Source organism: Nocardia sp. XZ_19_369, assembly GCF_015355715.1.
In the GTDB taxonomy this organism is placed as follows: Bacteria; Actinomycetota; Actinomycetes; order Mycobacteriales; family Mycobacteriaceae; genus Nocardia.
Genome location: NZ_JACVED010000011.1, coordinates 249,477 through 265,702 on the forward strand (window position 1 = coordinate 249,477; position 16,226 = coordinate 265,702).

A 16,226-nucleotide genomic window follows, 5' to 3' on the forward strand; every position below is an offset into this window, starting at 1 on the left:
CTCCCAGCGTTCGGGAGGTCGGTTGTTGCAGTTCGAGGTATTAGGCGAGGTCAGGGCGTGGCGCGGGGAGGCGCCGCTGCCGCTGGGCCCGCCCCAGCGTCGCGCCGTGCTGGCGGCCCTGCTGCTGCGGGCCGGCAGCGCGGTGACGGCCGCCGAATTGGTGGAGGGCATCTGGGGCGAGCGGCCGGTGCCGCGCGCGATCGCCGCGCTGCGCACCCACGTCACGCAGTTGCGCCGGACGTTGGAACCCGAGCGGCCGGCTCGCGGCCCGTCGACGGTGCTGGTGACCGTCGGGGACGGTTACGCGCTGCGGGTACCGCCGGAGACGACCGATGTGGCGGAGGTCGAGCGGCTCGTCGCGGCCGCCGGACAGCTGCGCGATCACGATCCTGCCGGGGCGCGGGCGAATCTGGTTGCCGCACTCGGTAAGTGGCACGGCCCCGCGCTGAGTGGGCTACCGGGGCCGTTCGCCGAGCGGCAACGCTCCCGGCTGGAGCAGTGGCGGCTGGCCATCCTGGAGGATCGGCTCGCGCTCGACATCGAGACCGGTCACGGCGCTGCCGCCGTCGCCGACCTCGGCTCGTTGATCGACGAACATCCACTGCGCGAACGGTTCCGGGCGCTGCTGATGACCGCGCTGTACCACTCGGGCCGCCAGTCCGACGCGCTGGACGCCTACGCCCAGGCCCGCCGGGCGCTGGTGGACGGCGTCGGCGTCGAGCCGGGGCCGGAGCTGACCGTGCTGCACGAGCGGATCCTGCGCGGCACCATGCCCGAGATCCGCGGCACGGCTCAGCCGCGCGCAATGACCGAGCCCCACGCCGCGCCTGCGCCGCGTGCCATACCTGAGCCGCGCGTCATCACCCAGCAGCACTCCATGAGCGAACCGCGCGTGATGACGGAACGCGGCGTAGAACCGGTGCCCGCCCAATTACCGCCGGACATTGCCGATTTCACCGGTCGGGCACGACTGGTCGATGAACTCGCGGCGCAGCTGACCGGGGCGGGGAGTGCGGTGGCGATCTCTGCGGTCGGGGGTATGGGCGGGGTGGGTAAGACGACGCTCGCGCTGCATGTCGCGCATCGAGTGCGGGATCGGTTCCCGGATGGGCAGTTGTACGCGAATCTGCACGGTGTCGACCCGGTGCCCACGCCGCCGGGGGCCGTGCTCGGTGGCTTTCTGCGCGCGCTCGGCGTTGCCGAAGGAGACATCCCGTCCACCGTGGAGGATCGTGCGGCGGAATTGCGAACGCGGTTGTCCGGCAAGCGGATACTGATGGTGCTCGACAATGTTCGGGACTATGCGCAGGTCGCCCCGCTGCTTGCCGGGTCGGCGGTGCTGATCACCAGCCGATCGGCGCTGACCGAGCTGCCCGCGGTGACCCGCACCCGGCTCGACGTGCTCGAGACTACGGAGGCGATGGACTTACTCGTCCGAATTCTCGGCACGGATCGCGTTGCGGCCGAGGAGGAGTCGGCCCGCGAGGTGGTCGCGCACTGTGGTCTGTTGCCGCTCGCGGTGCGGATTGTCGGCGCTCGGCTCGCGGTGCGGCCGCAGTGGACGATCGCGTCGTTCGCGGATCGGCTGGCCGATGAGAAGAGCAGGCTGAGCGTGCTGAAGACGGGCGAGCTGGCGGTCGAGGCGGCGTTCCGGCTCGGCTACGGGCAGTTGAATGCCGAGCAGGCCAGGGCTTTTCGCACGTTGGCCCTGGCGGAGGTGCCCGACCTGTCGATCGGTGCCATCGCGGCGGTCCTCGGCATCGCCGAGCTCGACGCGGAGGACGTCTGCGAGTCCCTGGTCGACCTCAGCCTGTTGGAGACCACCGCGCCCGGCCGCTACCGATTCCATGATCTACTGCGGCTTTTCGCGCGCTGCGTCGCCGACGAGGACGAATCCGCCGTGCTGGTGCGCGTTCTCGACTATCACCTGGCCAGCGCGAAGAATCTGCTCAGCGCGATCGACTACAGCAATACGACGCGACTGCTCGTCGCGACCGCAGTCCCGGGCCGCGCGTTCGCCAGTGGCTCGGATGGCCAGGCCTGGAACGATATCGAGCGGCCGGTCGTCATCGCGCTGCATCAGCAGGCGGCCAGGGTCGGCGGCCGCGCGCTCGATGTGGCGGCCGACCTCGCGTGGGTGATGGCCGAGTTGATGGACGCGGGCACCGGCGCCCGTGAGCTGTCCCGCGCACTGGAGTCGCTGCTGGAGGCCGCCATCGCGGCGGACAATCTGGCCGCCGAGCGGCGGATCAGGACCGCTCTGGGCGCGTTGCTCCAGGTCGGGCTCGGCGAGGTCGAGGCCAGCCTGCCGCATCTGCGGGCGGTGTCCGGGCCGCCGGCGACCGATGTCGACCGCAGGCTGTCGGTGCTCGCGTCGGTGCTGCTCGGCATCGCGGCGCGACGGCTGGGCGACGCGGACGCCTCGCATCGGCATTTCGAGCACGCCACCCAGCTCACCCGCGCCCTCGGTGACCGCTCGATGGAGGCGTGGTGCCTGGCACTGGTCACCCGAACCTACTGCGAGGCACAGCAATACGACCAGGCGGTGGCGGTCGCGGAGCGAGCCATCGCGCTCGCGCGGGAATCATCCAACCCGGTGGCACTCGGCTGGGCCACGCACGAATTGGCCGCCACCTTGTCGATGCGCGGCGAGCACCCGCGCGCGATCGAGCTCGGCATCGAGGCGGTGCGCACGGCGCAACGCAACGGTGTACGACTGTGGGAGGGCTGGGCACGCACCCGGCTGGCACAGATCCATTTGCAAGCGGGCAATGTGGCCGAGGCAGAGACACAGGCGGCCGGTGCGCTACAGCTGCTCACCAAAGCGGCGGACCCGATCGACCGGGCGCGGGCGATGGCGTTGCATGCCGCAGCGCTGGCAGCCCGGGGCCACCGGGACCCCGCCGAGCAGGAGCTGCGGGAGTCCGCCGAGATCTTCACGCGCGCAGGACTAGCGCCGCCGACCATCGACCGGCTGTACGGCGCCGCGGGCACCGAATAACGAACGTTTATTCATCATTTATCCGACGCTGAACCGCGGCTGGCATCCTGCTGTGTCGATGCGTCCACCACCGCCAGTGGTGGGCAGGAATGAGTCGTGCGGATTCGCGACCGCCCGCAACTGGGACCGAGCGACCGGTCGGGTCCGCGCCGACTCGCGCTCGCGGGGTGCGCGAGGCGTAGCGCGGACCCATTCCGGACGGTGGCACCTTCTAGCCAGCAGAGTTCGTTACCGGCAGACCGTCCCGCGCTCCGGCACGACACCCTCCCGCAGATACGCGTGCACCACCCGGTCGACGCACTTGTTCACGCCGCCGTACGCCCCATGCCCCGCACCGTGATACGTGACCAGGACACCCGAAGCCAGCGCCTCCGCGAGTTCGGACACCCAGCCGATCGGCGCCTCCGGATCACCGGTGTTGCCGATCAGCACGATCGGCGCGGCACCCGCGCCGCTGATCGGAGCGCGGCCCACCCCATGAACGGGCCAGTACGCACACTCCGCCAAGCGCAGTCCGGTCAGCTCGCCGAAACGCGGTGAGGCCGCGGCGAATTCGGGCATGAATTCGCGGATCTGCTCGATGCTGTAGAAGTCCGGATAGTCGGCACAGTTCGCGGCGGTGTTGATCGAGGCGAAGTTCGAGCGTGAGCCGTCGGGTCGGCGTCCCGCGAAAAGGTCGGCGTAACCGATGAGTTCGTTGCCGTTACCCGAAAAAGCCTGGGCGAGTGCGTTGATCAGGTGCGGCCAGATCTCCGGGGCGGCCGCGCCGAGGCCGAGGCCCGCCGTCGCGACCGAGCGGGTGAGCGGCGTGCCGCGATCGGTGGCCAACGGAGTCGCCTCGACGCGGGCGAGGAACGCGCCTATCTGCGCCAACGCCTCCTGCTCGGTCCGGCCGAGCGGGCACTTCCCTTCGGCCACACAGAAACTCAGAAACTGGCGCAACGCCGCCTCGCTGCCCGCGGACTGGTCGAGCAGGCTTTGCCGGAAGGTGCGCAACGGCGTGCCGGGCGCGTCCAGCAGCATGCGGCCGACGCGCTCCGGAAAGAGCGTGGCGTAGGCGGCACCGAGCTGACCGCCATAGGAGACCCCGAGGTAATTGAGTTTGTCATCGCCGACCGCCGCACGGACCAGGTCTATATCCCGCGCGGAATCGAACAAGCCGATGTGCGGGAGCAACGGACCCGACGCCGCGACACAGGAGTCGGTGAACTCCCGACTGCTCGTATCAATGGCCGCCCACTCGTCGTCGGTGCGCGGAACTCGCTCCGGCAGTGCGCCGTCCGAGCAGACGACCGCAGAGCTGCGGCCGACACCCCGAGGATCCCAGGACACCAGGTCGTAGTGCTCCAGCAGAGGCGCGAACCGGGTCGCCACGCCGACAACGGTTTCCAGCCCGGAGCCACCGGGACCGCCGGGGTTGTAGACCAGCGATCCGAGACGCTTCGCGGGATCGGCGCTGCGCGTGCGGATCAGCGCCAGCTCGATGGTGCCCGCCGCCGGATCGCGGTGGTCGCGGGGCGCGCTGATCGTCGCGCATTCCCACGGCCGTCCGTCGGGCGCCATGTCCTGACACGGCGACCAGATCGACGCTGCCTCCCGCGACTGATCGCCGGCACAGGCCCCCACCAGCAGGGCGATCACCGCGAGCATTACGCCGAACCACCGCATCATTGCCCCCTCTTTATCCGCACGACTGTATTGCCAATGAAAACTAACACAGTCGTGCTACAAATACGAGGTGGCACGAACCGTTGACCAACAGGCCCATCAGCAGCGGCGCCAGACGATCGCCGAGGCCGTCTGGCGGGTCATCCAGCGCGACGGGCTGGAGCACGCGTCGGTCCGCAAGGTGGCCACCGAGGCGGGCGTCTCGATGGGCAGCCTGCGGCACTACTTCTCCACCCAGTCCGAGCTGCTGGCCTTCTCCCTCGGCATGGTCGGTGAGGGGATGATGGACCGGATCCGGGAGCTGGACCTGGCCGAGGACCCCTGCGAGCGCGCGGCACAGATCCTGCTGACCGGACTGCTGCCGACCGGCCCGCACCAGCGCGCGGTCACCACGGTGTGGTTGGCGTTCCTCGGCCGCGTGCTCACCGAACCGGCGCTGCGACAGAGCAGCGACGAACTTTATGACGGCACAGCAGAACTCATCACCTGGGTGGTGGGCGAACTGGCAGCGAGCGGCCGGCTGCGCGACGATCTCGATCTGGAGTGGGAGACCGAACGCCTCTATATCTTCGTGGACGGGCTCACCGTGCAGTCGCTGATCCGCCCGGAAAAGATTCCGCCCGAGCGTGTTCGAGAACTTCTGCGGCACCATCTCGAAGAGTTGTGTCGCTGATCTCGGAGGGAAAGCCGAACATGATGACCAGGTCCGGATCGCAGAAAGCCGCGATCCGGGTGACGGCATCAGGCGTGGTGGTCAGCACGGCGACGCCGAAAGCCCGGTAACAGCCGAGCGTTTCACGCAGATACGCCGCGGCGGCGGGCTGTCCGTTGGCGCGCGTCGGAAACAGCATCCAGTCCCCCGGCACGCCGAGGACCTGTGCCGCAAGGTAAGCCACACAGGTGCGCTTACCCTCGAACCAGGTCTGGAAAGGCGGCATCTCGATCACGGCGTCGCGGTGCAGCAACCGTTCGAGGGCGGCCGCGTCGGAGTTCTGGAAGGCGGCCATGTACTCCGCGAGCAACGCCCGCTGACCCGGCTCGGTCGGTGCCGCGGCTTGCTCTGCGGCCGTGGCGATTTCGTCCAGCCGCGCCCGCGCCCGCTGCAAGGTGCTCTTGACCGCCGCGGTGCTGGTGTCCAGGATCGTCGCGACCTCCGCGGCCCGCAGGCCGAGGACGTCGCGCAGTAGCAGCACCGCGCGCTGCCTGCCGTTCAGGTATTGCAGGCAGGCGATGAGGGCGAGCCGCAGGCTGTCACGGGCGACCGCCACGCTGGCCGGATCTGCTGCTTCGGCGGTCACCAGCGCGTCCGGCATCGGTTGCAGCCACTGGGTCCCCGTCGGCGCCATGGCCGGTTCCGCAGCTGGATCGTCGCCTGCGGCGCCGAGCCCGGAGGGCAGCACCCGGCGACCGCGGTGCTGCAGCGCGGTGAGGCAAGCATTGGTGGCGATCTGATACAGCCAGGTCCGCACCGAGGAGCGCCCCTGGAAGCCGTCGAAGGAGCGCCAGGCGCGCAGATACGTCTCCTGGACCAGGTCCTCGGCGTCGTGCACCGAGCCGAGCATTCGGTAGCAGTGCGGATTCACCACGACAAGGAGACCGATGATGACCGTGCCCCTCGATGACACCGTGCGCGCCCTGATCGACGGCCCGCACGCCGCGATACTGGCCACCTCGAACGCCGACGGACGCCCGCAGTCCTCGGTGATCTTCGTCGACTACGACGGCGAGACGCTGCTGTTCAGCACGATCAAGGGTCGGCTGAAGACCCGCAACATGCAGCGCGACCCCCGCGTCAGCCTCCTGGTGCTCAGCAAGACCACCGGTCGATACGCGGAGGTGCGCGGCCGGGTTGAGATCACCGAGGACCCGGAAAAGACGCTGTCGCACCGGATGTACGCGAAGTACATGGACGGCGCCACGCCGCCGCCGGAGCCCGACGCCGAGCGGCTGATCGTGCGCATCACGCCGGAGAAGCTGTACGTCTTTCCGCCCGGGTAAGGCCGGGGCCGGCGTTTCGGTATCGTCGGGATGGTGCCCGGCCTGCGACGAGCTGGAGTCTTCTGCGGAGCCCTGCTCGCCCTGGTCCTGCTGATCGGGCTTGCGGGTCTGCCGGTGTACGTGCGTCCGCAGACCGATCCATTGCGCAAGGCCGATGCCATCGTCGTACTGGGCGGTACCGCCTATGAACGCTTCGATCTCGGGCTCGACCTCGCACAGCGGGGATACGCTCCGACACTGCTGATTTCGCGGTCCACCGGCCTCGATGACCACGAGATGGACCGGTACTGCGCGGGCCGATTCGACTTCACCGTCAGCTGTTTCGTCCCCGACCCGTGGACCACCGTGGGCGAGGCGCACGAAATCAGGCGGCGCGCACAGCAATTCGGCTGGCGGCACCTCATCGTGGTGACCCACACCCCGCATGTGTCGCGGGCGCGCTACATCGTGGCGAAATGCTTCGACGGCGACCTGACCATGGTGGCCAGCCCGAGCGCGTCCGGTCTGCGCTTCTGGACCTGGATGTATCTCCGGCAATCGGCGGGCTACCTGCGAACGTTCCTGTCGCCGGACTGTTGACCGGGCTACCGGTCGACAGGCCGAGCGTCGCTTAGTCTTCGCCTCATGGACGAAACGACCAGCGAACCCGCAGGCGCGCATCCGCACGAGCCCCATGCCGAGGGGCTGGCGTCCAAGCTGAACTGGTTGCGCGCGGGCGTGCTCGGCGCGAACGACGGTATCGTCTCGACCGCCGGTTTGGTCGTCGGTGTCGCCGCGGCGACGACCAATACGGGCACCATTTTCACCGCGGGCATCGCGGGGCTGTCCGCGGGCGCTATCTCGATGGCGGTCGGCGAATACGTATCGGTCAGCACGCAGCGCGATTCCGAACGTGCCCTGCTCGCCAAGGAACAACGCGAGCTCCGGGAAGAGCCAGACTTCGAGTTGGCCGAGCTGGCCGGAATTTACGAGGCCAAGGGGCTGTCCCCGGCAACGGCGCGCAAGGTCGCCGAAGAGCTCACCGCGCACGACGCGTTCACCGCGCACGCCGAGGCCGAGCTCGGGCTCAACCCCGAGGAGCTGACCAATCCGTGGCAGGCGGCGGGCTCCTCGGCGGTGTCGTTCACGCTCGGCGCGTTGCTGCCGCTGCTGGCCATTCTGTTGCCGCCGGTTCCGCTGCGGATTCCGATCACCTTCGCCGCCGTGCTGATCGCGCTGGCGATCACCGGTTCGGTCAGTGCCCGCCTCGGCGGTAGTGACCGCGGCCGGGCGGTGTTGCGGGTGGTGATCGGCGGGGCGCTGGCCATGGCGGTCACCTATGGCATCGGGCAACTCACCGACGTCGCCGGGGTCTGACGCCTGAAAACGTCGAAGCCGGTGCCAGCCGAGGGGCTTGACTTGCCCCTCGGCTGAACACCGGCCATCAGGTCAGCGCTTGAACGCGGCCCGGAGTTTGTCCGCGGCGCGTTTCATATTGCCGCCGGCCTGTTCTCGACGTCCCTCGGATTCCAGGCGACGGTTTCCGGCCGCCCGGCCGAGATATTTCTTGACGTTGCCCCTGGCGGCTTGCACCTGGTGCGCGATCCTGTCTTCGAATTTATTCACGGTCGATCCCTAGTAATACCAGCGCCGGCCACCGACCGGGCGGCCGACCGATCCGGCGATCATCAGCACGAGGCCGACGATGAGAATGATGATGCCTGCGGTAGTGAGCAATCCGATTCCGAGCAGCCACCCCGCGATGAGGAGGACAAGTCCGAGAATAATCATGGTCGTATTTCCTTTTCTCGATGATTATTTCGACGCCGGCGCCTGTACACGGGTCGTGCTTTCAGCGCGCGGTGTGTCACCGGCCGGAGCCGTGGCCGGGCGGCGCACGAATCGACTCCAGACTGGCTCGCGGTGCGACTGCGGTGCGGGCTCCTTGCGGGCCGGTGGGGTACCGTCCGCCAGATCGCGCCGGACCGCCGCCATTTCGCGGCGGGACTGCCTGAGCTCACGACGTGCCACCATGTTGCGCCGGGAGACACGCCAGACACCGGTCAGCAGCAGGGCCAGGCCCAGCGTGCCGATGGCGCCGAGGACGATGCCGTAGCCGAACAGCAAACCGCTGGAGCCGTGGAAGTGGTAGTCGAAAACCGCGAAATCACTTGGTAGCAAGTTGGCTTCGCCGTTGTTCGCCACCACGCCGGCGACTCCGACGATCACTGCTGCGATCAAGACGACGAGCCCGATGATGATGATCATGACAATCCTGTTGCGTCGAGTTGTGTGACACCCCGGCTATTCCCGGGGATACGACGACCAAACGTGGATCGGCGAAATCTACTGCTCGTCGGCGTTTACGCACGTCGATTCGGTCTATTCGGTGTTCATGAGCTCCTACACGATTACCTTGCACAACGTCACCCGCGAGTCCGCCTCGGCCATCGAGTCCACGCTGCGCGGCGTCAACGGTGTCGACAACGTCGACATCGATGTGGCGTCGGAGTCCGCCACCGTGAACTCCTCGCTGACCTATGAGGAGGTACTGGAGGCGATCCGTAACACGGGCGTGGCGGCCAGCTGATCCTGTTGCGCGCGTGCTGGTTCCGGTGTCGCCGGACTCAGCACCTGCGCAACGGTTCAGCGTCTGCCCAGATCCAGTCGCCGGGTCACCCGGTCGACCAGGTCCGGCGGCATGCCCGGCTCGCGGCGGGCGTTCTGGGCCTCGCGGCGGCCTGCCTCTACGACGTCCTCGCGGATGTCGCGTAATTTCCTGGCCAGCTTCGCGTTTCGTGCGGCCTCGGATTGCGCGTCCGCGTCGGCCGCCTGTGGGTCGGCCCGCGCCATGCGTTGCCGGAAGCCGTCGCGCAGGCGTTCGTAGACGTCGTCGGGGAGATCCTGTTCCACCGCAATAGCTTTCAGGCGCGCCAATTCGGCCTTGATGACGCGCTCCCAGAGCTGGCGTTCCAGTTCACGTTCCAGCTTGGTGTCCGCGTGTACGCCGGTGAGGCGCACGACAAGTGGGAGCGTCGGCCCCTGCAGGAGCAGGGTGAACAGGACAACTGCGAAGGCGGTGAACAGGATCTCGGTACGACCCGGAAAATCAGCGCCGTCGTCGGTGAGCAGCGGAATAGCCAGTGCCAGTGCCACAGTCGCCACGCCGCGCATGCCCGCCCACCAGGTGACGATTGTCTCGCGCCAGGTGTAGGGCTCGTCGGTGACCCGCCGCCACCACGATCGGCTGATCGCCCACGTGGTCATCAACCAGACCAGGCGCAGGCCGACGACCATTGCGACGACGGCACCCGCACCGCCGAGCAAGGTCGGCCAGCGGTCACCGGTCGCTTCCAGTACCGCTGCCAATTCCAAGCCGATCAGCCCGAAAGCGAAGCCACTCAGCAACATTTCGGTGATATCCCAGAAGGAATCGCCGACCAGTCGATAGTCCGGGTCGCTGAATTCGGTGACGGCGTCGGTCAGGTACAGCGCGCATACCAGCACGGCGAGCACGCCGGAACCACGCCAGGCCTCCGCGATGCCGTAGGCGGCGAACGGCAGCAGCAGGCTCAGCGCCACCTGCCAGGTGGCCACGCCCAGATAGTTGGTCAGCTTGCTACCGGCCCAGCCGAGCAGCAAGCCGACGACAACCGCGACCACCGCCGAGACAACAAACTCCGCGGCCGCGTGCGGCGCCGAGAACTGGCCGGTCACCACGGCCTGGATCGCGACACCGTAGATCACGATCGCGGTGACATCGTTGAACAGTCCCTCACCGCCCAGTACCACCACCAGCCGGCGCGGCAGACCGAGACTTCCCGCCAGCGCGGTCGCCGCCACCGGATCCGGCGGCGCGACCAGCGCACCCAGCGCGACCGCCGCCGCGATCGGCAGCCCCGGATACCAGGCGTGAAAAACCGCGGCCACCGCCACGGCTGTCGCGATGACCAGCCCGACCGCCCGCAACGCGATCGGCACCCAATTCTCCGCGAACTGCCGCCACGAGGTGCGCCGCGCCGCCGCATACAGCAGCGGCGGCAGCACCAGCGGCAGAATCAGATCCGGTGAAATATTGATCCGCGGAGCAAACGGCAGCAACGCGACCACGCAGCCGAACACCGTCATCAACACCGCCGACGCCACCCCGACCCGCTTGGCCAGCGGCTCAGCCAGAATCGCGGCGAACAGAATGACGATCATCAGCACCAACTGGTCCATGACCGTCCAGTCTGCGACGCAACCCCGGAGTAGCTCGCCCGCCGCGCCGGACCGATAGTGCTGCGGCCTAACCCTTCACCAGCGTCGGGCGGGTTCGGGCACCTTGCGGGCGGGGACCAGTTCCCACCAAGTGACGCAGCGCCACAGCCATTCCAGTGGGCCGTAGCGGAATATCTTCAGCCAGGCCCAGCTGACGAGGGCTTGCAGGGCGATGATCGCGGCGGCAAGGCCTAGGAGGATGCCGTACTTGGCGGAGCCGGACAGGGCTAGGCGAGGTTCGGCCAGCAGGATCAGGGCTGTGGCAGAGATGTAGTTGGTCAACGCCATTCGGCCCATGGGTTCGAGTACTTCGGAAAGGATGGCGCCGGTTTCGGTGCGTAGTACGAGTAATAGGCCGGTGAGGTAGGTGAGGGCACCGAGCAGGCCGGCAACTGCGGGGGCGCTCGTGGCCAAAAGGTCCAGGTATGGGGTGCGGTACTCCCAGATGCCGGCCACGACCGCGGCGGGTAAGGCCAAGGTGAAGACGGCGGCTAGTTGCCAGCCGCGGTCGTCGAGGGTGTGCGGGATGCCGTAGCGGGCGGTGGCCAGGCCGAGCAGGAAGAGGCCGGGGACCAGGCCGAATCCGCCGCTGAGTACCACGGCGACGCCCACCGTGCCGACGAGGCCGAGCAGCAGTACCGCCCAGTTCGGCAGGCTGGCGGCGGGCAGCAGGATCACCAATCCGACGATGGCGTAAGGCAACAGCGCCTCACCGGGCTGGAACTGGTGATGGAGCAGACCGAGCAGACCCAGCGCGACGAGGCGGCGGATCAGCACCAGCTTCGGATGATCGGTGCGCTGGGCCGCGCTGTCCAGGAACAACGCGAAGCTCAGTCCGAACAGGAACGAGAAGATCGGGAAGAAGCGGCCTTCGAACAGCACCGACAGCAGGTGCCGCAGCGGGACCAGCTCGCCGGGCGCGCGCACCGCCGTCATGCCGGTGAGCTGCCAGATGTTGACGACCAGGATGCCGCACAGGGCGAATCCGCGCACGGCGTCGAGCTCGTGGATGCGACCTGTGTCGTTCTGCATGCATCTCAAACTAACCATCGCCCGTGGCACAACCACGCTTCTCCGACGAGATGTCGCACACACACTTCGTGCATTAACTGTTAGTGCGTTAACATTGGCGGCGGTGCGACAGGAGGACAGATGGACGATCCGCTACAACTCGACCGGCAGGTGTGCTTCGCGTTGGCGGTGGCCAATCGCGCGGTGCTCGGCGTGTATCGGCCGCTGCTGGAGCCGCTCGGCCTGACCCACCCGCAGTATCTGGTGATGCTGGCGCTGTGGGGTGCGGCGCCGATGTCGGTCAAGGCGATCGCCGAGGCCATCCAATTGGACTCGCCGACGCTGTCGCCGCTGCTCAAGCGGTTGGCGAGCGCCGGGCTGATCACCCGCGAGCGCGACAGTCGCAACGAGCGCAACCTGGTCGTGAACCTGACCCCGGCCGGTGTCGCACTGCGCAAGCAGGCCGAGAAGATCCCGCCCGCGGTGGTCGAGCGACTCGGCGTCACGCTGGCCGACCTCGAGGAACTCCGGGAAGTTCTCACCCGCGTCAACGAGGCCGCGCGCCGATCGACGGCGGTCTAGACCCGATATCTGCGAGGAGTTCGCGCATGTCCCGAAAAACACCGCGGCCCAACCCGATCCAGTGGATCGGCTACGTCTTCGGCCGCCGCCTGCCCGATTCGATGATCGACTGGGTGCGCAACGACCTCACCGGAAAGTACGCCACCGCCCGCCACATCCTGCGCGGCATGGTCCCCTTCACCCCCCTGTTCGTCGTCTTCCTGCTCTTCCCCGGCGAACTCTGGCTACGCGGCGCCATGGTGCTACTCGCCATGCTCCTGGCCCTGTTCTACACAGCCGCCTTCATGCCGATGAACCGCGCCCACCGCCTCGCCAAACACGGACTCCCCGCCGACCTGGAGAACCCGGAACGCATGCGCCGCCGCGCCCTCGAACGCGTCAGGTACGCCGCCCAACACCCCCACTAACCGCACCCGCAGTCAGCGGAATCGCCACCGCCGACCCCACCTGCGACCAGGTGATCGTCCGGGCGGTGCGGTCACGGTCGTTTTCGCCCGCATCCGATCCCGCCACGGCGCATGCGCCGGTCGAACGGTTCGTCGTGCCCAATTACGCCGCATGGCACAAGACTCGAGACGGCGCGGTATCTCGCACAAGGACGTCATCCTCCACACGAGCGGCCTCGTACGCTCCTGTCCGCCCCCGCTCCCCCGCCTGTCCGGCGCGGCGTTCAGCGAAAAACTCCGGAACAATGCTCACCCTTCGAGCGTCTCAGCCGTGTCCAGCTAATTTCGGGGGGTGCGGGCGCCGAGGAGGGCTAGTTGGACTCGGTTGGTGGTACCGGTTTTGGCCATCAGATTGGTGATGTGGGTTTTGACGGTGGTGATGCCGAGGTGCAGGTGGGTGGCGATGTCGGCGTTGGGGAGGCCTTCGGCGACCAGGGCCAGTACTTCGAGTTCGCGGGGTGTGAGGCCAGGGGGTGTGCGGGGTTCGGGGGTGGGTGGGGTGGTGCGGGCTGCCAGAGCGGAGTCGACTACGCGGCGCAGGACGTTCGGGGAGAAGGGGTGGTCGCCTGCGGCGGCGCGGTGGATGCCGTGCAGTAGGTCGGTGGGTGAGGCGTCCTTGACGAGGAAGCCGCAGGCGCCTGCGGCGAGGGCCGGGTACAGGTGATCGTCGTCGTCGAAGGTGGTGAGGGCGAGGATGCGGGTGGCGGGTCTGCTCGCGAGAATCGCTGCGGTGGCACGGATTCCGTCCATGCCTGGCATGCGGAGGTCCATCAGGACGACGTCGGGGCTCAGTTGCTCGGCGAGCCGGACGGCGTCGCTGCCGGTGGCGGCCTCCCCAACTACCTCGAGAGTGTTGTCGGTTTCGCAGAGCATGCGCAGGCCCGCGCGGACCAGGTGCTGGTCGTCGACGAGAAGGACGCGGATGGTCATGCGGGCACCGGGCGTCCGGTCGGAAGACGTGCTGCGAGTTCCCATTCCGGGCCGACCCGAGCGGCTTTGAATTCGCCACCGAGCAGTTCGACGCGCTCGTGCAGTCCGATCAAACCGAGTCCGTGGCCGTCGGCGGGCCGGTGCGGAGCCGAACCGACGTGCGGGCTCGACGACGACGCGGAACCGTTGTCGCGCAATGTGAACCGAACTTCGCCGTCCTGGATCGCGATGGTCAACTGCGCTGTCGCACCGGAACCGACGTGCTTCGCGATGTTCGAGACACCCTCCTGGGTGAGTCGCAGCAGCGTAAGGGCAAGCACCGCATCGACTTCGGCGATGTCGTCGGTCACCGCGGCGTGCACGGTGATGCCCGATTGCCGCGCGCGGTCCACCACGGCGGTGAGCGCGGCGGGCAGGTCGGCGGGCGCGATGAACGAGTCGCCGGTCATCGCCGGATCCCGCAGAATGGCGAGCAGTCTGCGCAGGTCGGTGAGCGTGGCCTTGCCGCTGGCGTGGATGTCGTCGAGCACTTCGAGTGCCCCGGGCGGCGCGTCGGGCATGGCGTGCCGGGCGACGCCGACGCGCAGCACGGTCGAGGACACGTGGTGGGCGATCAGGTCGTGCAGTTCCCGCGCGATGGCGGTGCGTTCGACGGCGCGGGCGGCGGCCACCTCGGCGTCGCGGCGCTGGGCGATCTCGTGCGCCTCGCGGCGCGCGTGTTCGGCGCCCTCACGGGCCGTGCGCAGCAGCACACCGAGCAGCACCGGCGCGCCCGCCATGACCACCGCCCGATACCCGTTGGCGGCCAGGTCACCACTCGGATGCAGGAGATAGGCGCAGGCCAGCGCGCAGGCGGCCACCCATGGCTGCCAACCGGACCGGCGCGCCGACAACTCGACCAGCGCGACCGCGGCGGCGACCTTGGGCACCACCGGACCGGTATCGCCGATCTCGAAACCGAGCAGCAGCACACCGCTCACCGCGAGCGACGTGGCCAGCGGCCAGCGCACCCCACCCACGGTCACCAGCACTGCGAGCAGCCCGATCATCCAGTCGACAGTGCTCGGTGAATCGCCGAGGAACAGCAAGCAGCCCACCGCCGACACCAGCAGGACCAGCAACCGGACCGGCAAAAACCGCTCGTCGAGCCACGATTCCAGGCCACGCGTCACTTCCGCCGAACTCACCACGTCCTCATCATGCCGGGCACCACCACAGCCCGGCTCCTCCCTGCGGAGGAGTGACCTCCTCCGCGCGGCCGATATTCGGGCCGGCGGGCGGAGTCGCCGGATCTCGCTGGTCGAGAGGGTGGTGGCATGACGAACAACGATGATGCGGCACGCGTAGCCGATGGCGGCGAGCTCGGTCCGACCGAGGCACCCCGCCCCGCACCGGATAAGCAGCAGGCAGCGAAGCCGAGCCGCAGGCGGCTGCTCGGCACGATGGCGGCATCCGGCCTCGCGGTCGGCGCGGCCGCGGGGCTCGCCGGAGGTGTTGCGCTCGGCGCGAATTCGAACCCACCACGGTACGAACCGACCGCGTTGCGGCGCTTCGCGGGCAAAACCGTGGTGATCACCGGGGCGACCTCGGGCATCGGCGCGGCGGCCGCCCGCTTGTTCGCCGCGGAAGGCGGCCGGGTGGCATTCTGTGGGCGGCGCGAGGATCGAGGCCGTGCGGTGGAGCGCGAGATCCGGGCGGCAGGCGGTGAGGCAACCTATATTCGGGCCGATGTGCTGGTCGAGGACGATGTCCGGAACTTCGTCGACGCGGCCGCGAAACTCTATGGTGGGCTGGATGTCGCGTTCAACAACGCGGGCATCACCGTGCAGAAGAAGCTGCACGAGTACAGCACCGCCGACTTCGATCGAGTGCTGAACACCAACCTGCGCGGCACCTTTCTCGCGATCAAATACCAAGTGCCGCATCTGATTCGACGTGGCGGCGGCACCATCGTGGTCACCTCGTCGAGCAACGCACTCGCCACTGACGCTGGGCGCGGCGCGTACACCGCGAGCAAGCGCGGACTGGTCGGCTTGGTGCAGTCCGCGGCACTCGACTACGCGGCGGACGGCATCCGGGTCAACGCGCTCGTCCCCGGCACCACCGACACCGAATTCGTGCGCCGAGCCGCCGGATTGGAGCACCTTCCCGACGACGTGTACCAGGTGATGATGAAACAGTGGGCGGGCAGCAATGTTCCAGGCCTCGGCCGACTGGCCACCGCGGCGGAGATCGCCGCATTCGCGCTCACGCTCGCCTCACCCGAACACCCGTATCTCACCGGCGCCCAGCTGGTCATCGACGGCGGGAAAACCGCACACGCGTAGGGGTTCCGAGTTGTGGCGACCGTG

General features: G+C 68.3%; 18 protein-coding genes. 9 read left to right on the forward strand and 9 right to left on the reverse strand.

The annotated features are described in order from the left end of the window. The first annotated feature begins 22 nt into the window (after window positions 1-22). A complete protein-coding gene (locus IBX18_RS35690; protein ID WP_194837862.1) occupies window positions 23-3,001 on the forward strand; it encodes a BTAD domain-containing putative transcriptional regulator in 2,979 nt (992 codons plus the stop codon). A 228-nt stretch (window positions 3,002-3,229) separates the two neighbouring features. Here the strand turns inward: IBX18_RS35690 and IBX18_RS35695 are convergent, their stop codons facing one another. Then, entirely contained in the window at window positions 3,230-4,672 is a 1,443-nt protein-coding gene (locus IBX18_RS35695) for an alpha/beta hydrolase (protein ID WP_194837863.1), read from the reverse strand. 67 nt (window positions 4,673-4,739) lie between these two features. On the opposite strand from IBX18_RS35695, the gene IBX18_RS43280 reads away from it, so the two are divergent. Beyond that, entirely contained in the window at window positions 4,740-5,342 is a 603-nt protein-coding gene (locus IBX18_RS43280) for a TetR/AcrR family transcriptional regulator (protein ID WP_194837864.1), read from the forward strand. Here the strand turns inward: IBX18_RS43280 and IBX18_RS35705 are convergent. Beyond that, the gene (locus IBX18_RS35705; RefSeq protein ID WP_306796553.1) at window positions 5,251-6,294 is read right to left on the reverse strand and encodes an RNA polymerase subunit sigma-70; all 1,044 of its coding nucleotides are present in this window, start codon (window positions 6,292-6,294) and stop codon (window positions 5,251-5,253) included. The two genes, IBX18_RS43280 and IBX18_RS35705, sit on opposite strands and share 92 nt — an antisense overlap. Here IBX18_RS35705 and IBX18_RS35710 point away from each other — a divergent pair. From IBX18_RS35710 to IBX18_RS35720, 3 genes are read left to right on the forward strand one after another with little or no spacing between them, the layout of a single operon-like run. Next, window positions 6,269-6,667 (forward strand): PPOX class F420-dependent oxidoreductase, encoded by a 399-nt coding sequence (locus IBX18_RS35710; protein WP_228542298.1) that lies wholly within the window; start codon window positions 6,269-6,271, stop codon window positions 6,665-6,667. The genes IBX18_RS35705 and IBX18_RS35710 overlap by 26 nt on opposite strands. Before the next feature lie 30 nt (window positions 6,668-6,697). Then, window positions 6,698-7,246, forward strand: a complete 549-nt coding sequence (locus IBX18_RS35715) for a YdcF family protein (RefSeq protein WP_194837865.1) — start codon at window positions 6,698-6,700, stop codon at window positions 7,244-7,246. Between the two features lie 45 nt (window positions 7,247-7,291). After that, window positions 7,292-8,023, forward strand: a complete 732-nt coding sequence (locus tag IBX18_RS35720; protein WP_194837866.1) for a VIT family protein — start codon at window positions 7,292-7,294, stop codon at window positions 8,021-8,023. 72 nt (window positions 8,024-8,095) lie between these two features. Here IBX18_RS35720 and IBX18_RS35725 read toward each other — a convergent pair whose 3' ends face one another. Genes IBX18_RS35725 through IBX18_RS35735 form a run of 3 tightly spaced genes read right to left on the reverse strand, consistent with a single transcriptional unit; the run spans window position 8,096 to window position 8,914 of the window. Continuing rightward, complete coding sequence (locus tag IBX18_RS35725) at window positions 8,096-8,272, reverse strand: CsbD family protein (protein ID WP_107654532.1); 177 nt, start codon at window positions 8,270-8,272, stop codon at window positions 8,096-8,098. Window positions 8,273-8,281: 9 nt separating this feature from the next. Next, window positions 8,282-8,437, reverse strand: coding sequence for a DUF6131 family protein (locus IBX18_RS35730; protein WP_167768950.1), 156 nt, complete (start codon window positions 8,435-8,437; stop codon window positions 8,282-8,284). Window positions 8,438-8,461: 24 nt separating this feature from the next. After that, window positions 8,462-8,914, reverse strand: a complete 453-nt coding sequence (locus IBX18_RS35735) for a hypothetical protein (protein ID WP_194837867.1) — start codon at window positions 8,912-8,914, stop codon at window positions 8,462-8,464. 127 nt (window positions 8,915-9,041) lie between these two features. On the opposite strand from IBX18_RS35735, the gene IBX18_RS35740 reads away from it, so the two are divergent. Next, complete coding sequence (locus IBX18_RS35740) at window positions 9,042-9,236, forward strand: heavy metal-associated domain-containing protein (RefSeq protein WP_194837868.1); 195 nt, start codon at window positions 9,042-9,044, stop codon at window positions 9,234-9,236. 56 nt (window positions 9,237-9,292) lie between these two features. Here IBX18_RS35740 and IBX18_RS35745 read toward each other — a convergent pair whose 3' ends face one another. Both IBX18_RS35745 and IBX18_RS35750 read right to left on the reverse strand, forming a co-directional pair. Then, the gene (locus tag IBX18_RS35745; protein WP_194837869.1) at window positions 9,293-10,867 is read right to left on the reverse strand and encodes a Na+/H+ antiporter; all 1,575 of its coding nucleotides are present in this window, start codon (window positions 10,865-10,867) and stop codon (window positions 9,293-9,295) included. Between the two features lie 75 nt (window positions 10,868-10,942). Beyond that, the gene (locus tag IBX18_RS35750; RefSeq protein ID WP_194837870.1) at window positions 10,943-11,938 is read right to left on the reverse strand and encodes a DUF418 domain-containing protein; all 996 of its coding nucleotides are present in this window, start codon (window positions 11,936-11,938) and stop codon (window positions 10,943-10,945) included. Window positions 11,939-12,058: 120 nt separating this feature from the next. Here IBX18_RS35750 and IBX18_RS35755 point away from each other — a divergent pair, with 120 nt between their 5' ends. Beyond that, window positions 12,059-12,499 carry a MarR family winged helix-turn-helix transcriptional regulator gene (locus IBX18_RS35755; RefSeq protein ID WP_194837871.1) on the forward strand — a complete coding sequence of 147 codons (441 nt, stop codon included), beginning with the start codon at window positions 12,059-12,061 and terminating at the stop codon, window positions 12,497-12,499. A gap of 26 nt (window positions 12,500-12,525) precedes the next feature. Beyond that, complete coding sequence (locus IBX18_RS35760; protein ID WP_194837872.1) at window positions 12,526-12,906, forward strand: DUF5313 family protein; 381 nt, start codon at window positions 12,526-12,528, stop codon at window positions 12,904-12,906. A 318-nt stretch (window positions 12,907-13,224) separates the two neighbouring features. On the opposite strand, the gene IBX18_RS35765 is transcribed toward IBX18_RS35760, so the two are convergent. Together IBX18_RS35765 and IBX18_RS35770 are read right to left on the reverse strand one after the other, a co-directional pair. Further along, complete coding sequence (locus IBX18_RS35765) at window positions 13,225-13,875, reverse strand: response regulator transcription factor (RefSeq protein WP_194837873.1); 651 nt, start codon at window positions 13,873-13,875, stop codon at window positions 13,225-13,227. Continuing rightward, entirely contained in the window at window positions 13,872-15,062 is a 1,191-nt protein-coding gene (locus tag IBX18_RS35770; RefSeq protein ID WP_306796554.1) for a histidine kinase, read from the reverse strand. Before IBX18_RS35770 ends, IBX18_RS35765 begins: the two co-directional genes overlap by 4 nt. A gap of 129 nt (window positions 15,063-15,191) precedes the next feature. Between IBX18_RS35770 and IBX18_RS35775 the strand changes: the two genes are divergently transcribed. After that, window positions 15,192-16,202 (forward strand): SDR family NAD(P)-dependent oxidoreductase, encoded by a 1,011-nt coding sequence (locus tag IBX18_RS35775; protein ID WP_228542299.1) that lies wholly within the window; start codon window positions 15,192-15,194, stop codon window positions 16,200-16,202. Window positions 16,203-16,226 lie beyond the last annotated feature (24 nt).

Coding starts and splice junctions, on each gene's coding strand:
- IBX18_RS35730 (WP_167768950.1), bottom strand. CDS start 8,437: ATGATTATTCTCGGACTTGTCCTCCTCATCGCGGGGTGGCTGCTCGGA.
- IBX18_RS35755 (WP_194837871.1), top strand. CDS start 12,059: ATGGACGATCCGCTACAACTCGACCGGCAGGTGTGCTTCGCGTTGGCG.
- IBX18_RS35710 (WP_228542298.1), top strand. CDS start 6,269: ATGATGACCGTGCCCCTCGATGACACCGTGCGCGCCCTGATCGACGGC.
- IBX18_RS35695 (WP_194837863.1), bottom strand. CDS start 4,672: ATGATGCGGTGGTTCGGCGTAATGCTCGCGGTGATCGCCCTGCTGGTG.
- IBX18_RS35740 (WP_194837868.1), top strand. CDS start 9,042: ATGAGCTCCTACACGATTACCTTGCACAACGTCACCCGCGAGTCCGCC.
- IBX18_RS35735 (WP_194837867.1), bottom strand. CDS start 8,914: ATGATCATCATCATCGGGCTCGTCGTCTTGATCGCAGCAGTGATCGTC.
- IBX18_RS35745 (WP_194837869.1), bottom strand. CDS start 10,867: ATGGACCAGTTGGTGCTGATGATCGTCATTCTGTTCGCCGCGATTCTG.
- IBX18_RS35765 (WP_194837873.1), bottom strand. CDS start 13,875: ATGACCATCCGCGTCCTTCTCGTCGACGACCAGCACCTGGTCCGCGCG.
- IBX18_RS35750 (WP_194837870.1), bottom strand. CDS start 11,938: ATGCAGAACGACACAGGTCGCATCCACGAGCTCGACGCCGTGCGCGGA.
- IBX18_RS35715 (WP_194837865.1), top strand. CDS start 6,698: ATGGTGCCCGGCCTGCGACGAGCTGGAGTCTTCTGCGGAGCCCTGCTC.
- IBX18_RS35760 (WP_194837872.1), top strand. CDS start 12,526: ATGTCCCGAAAAACACCGCGGCCCAACCCGATCCAGTGGATCGGCTAC.
- IBX18_RS35720 (WP_194837866.1), top strand. CDS start 7,292: ATGGACGAAACGACCAGCGAACCCGCAGGCGCGCATCCGCACGAGCCC.
- IBX18_RS35775 (WP_228542299.1), top strand. CDS start 15,192: ATGACGAACAACGATGATGCGGCACGCGTAGCCGATGGCGGCGAGCTC.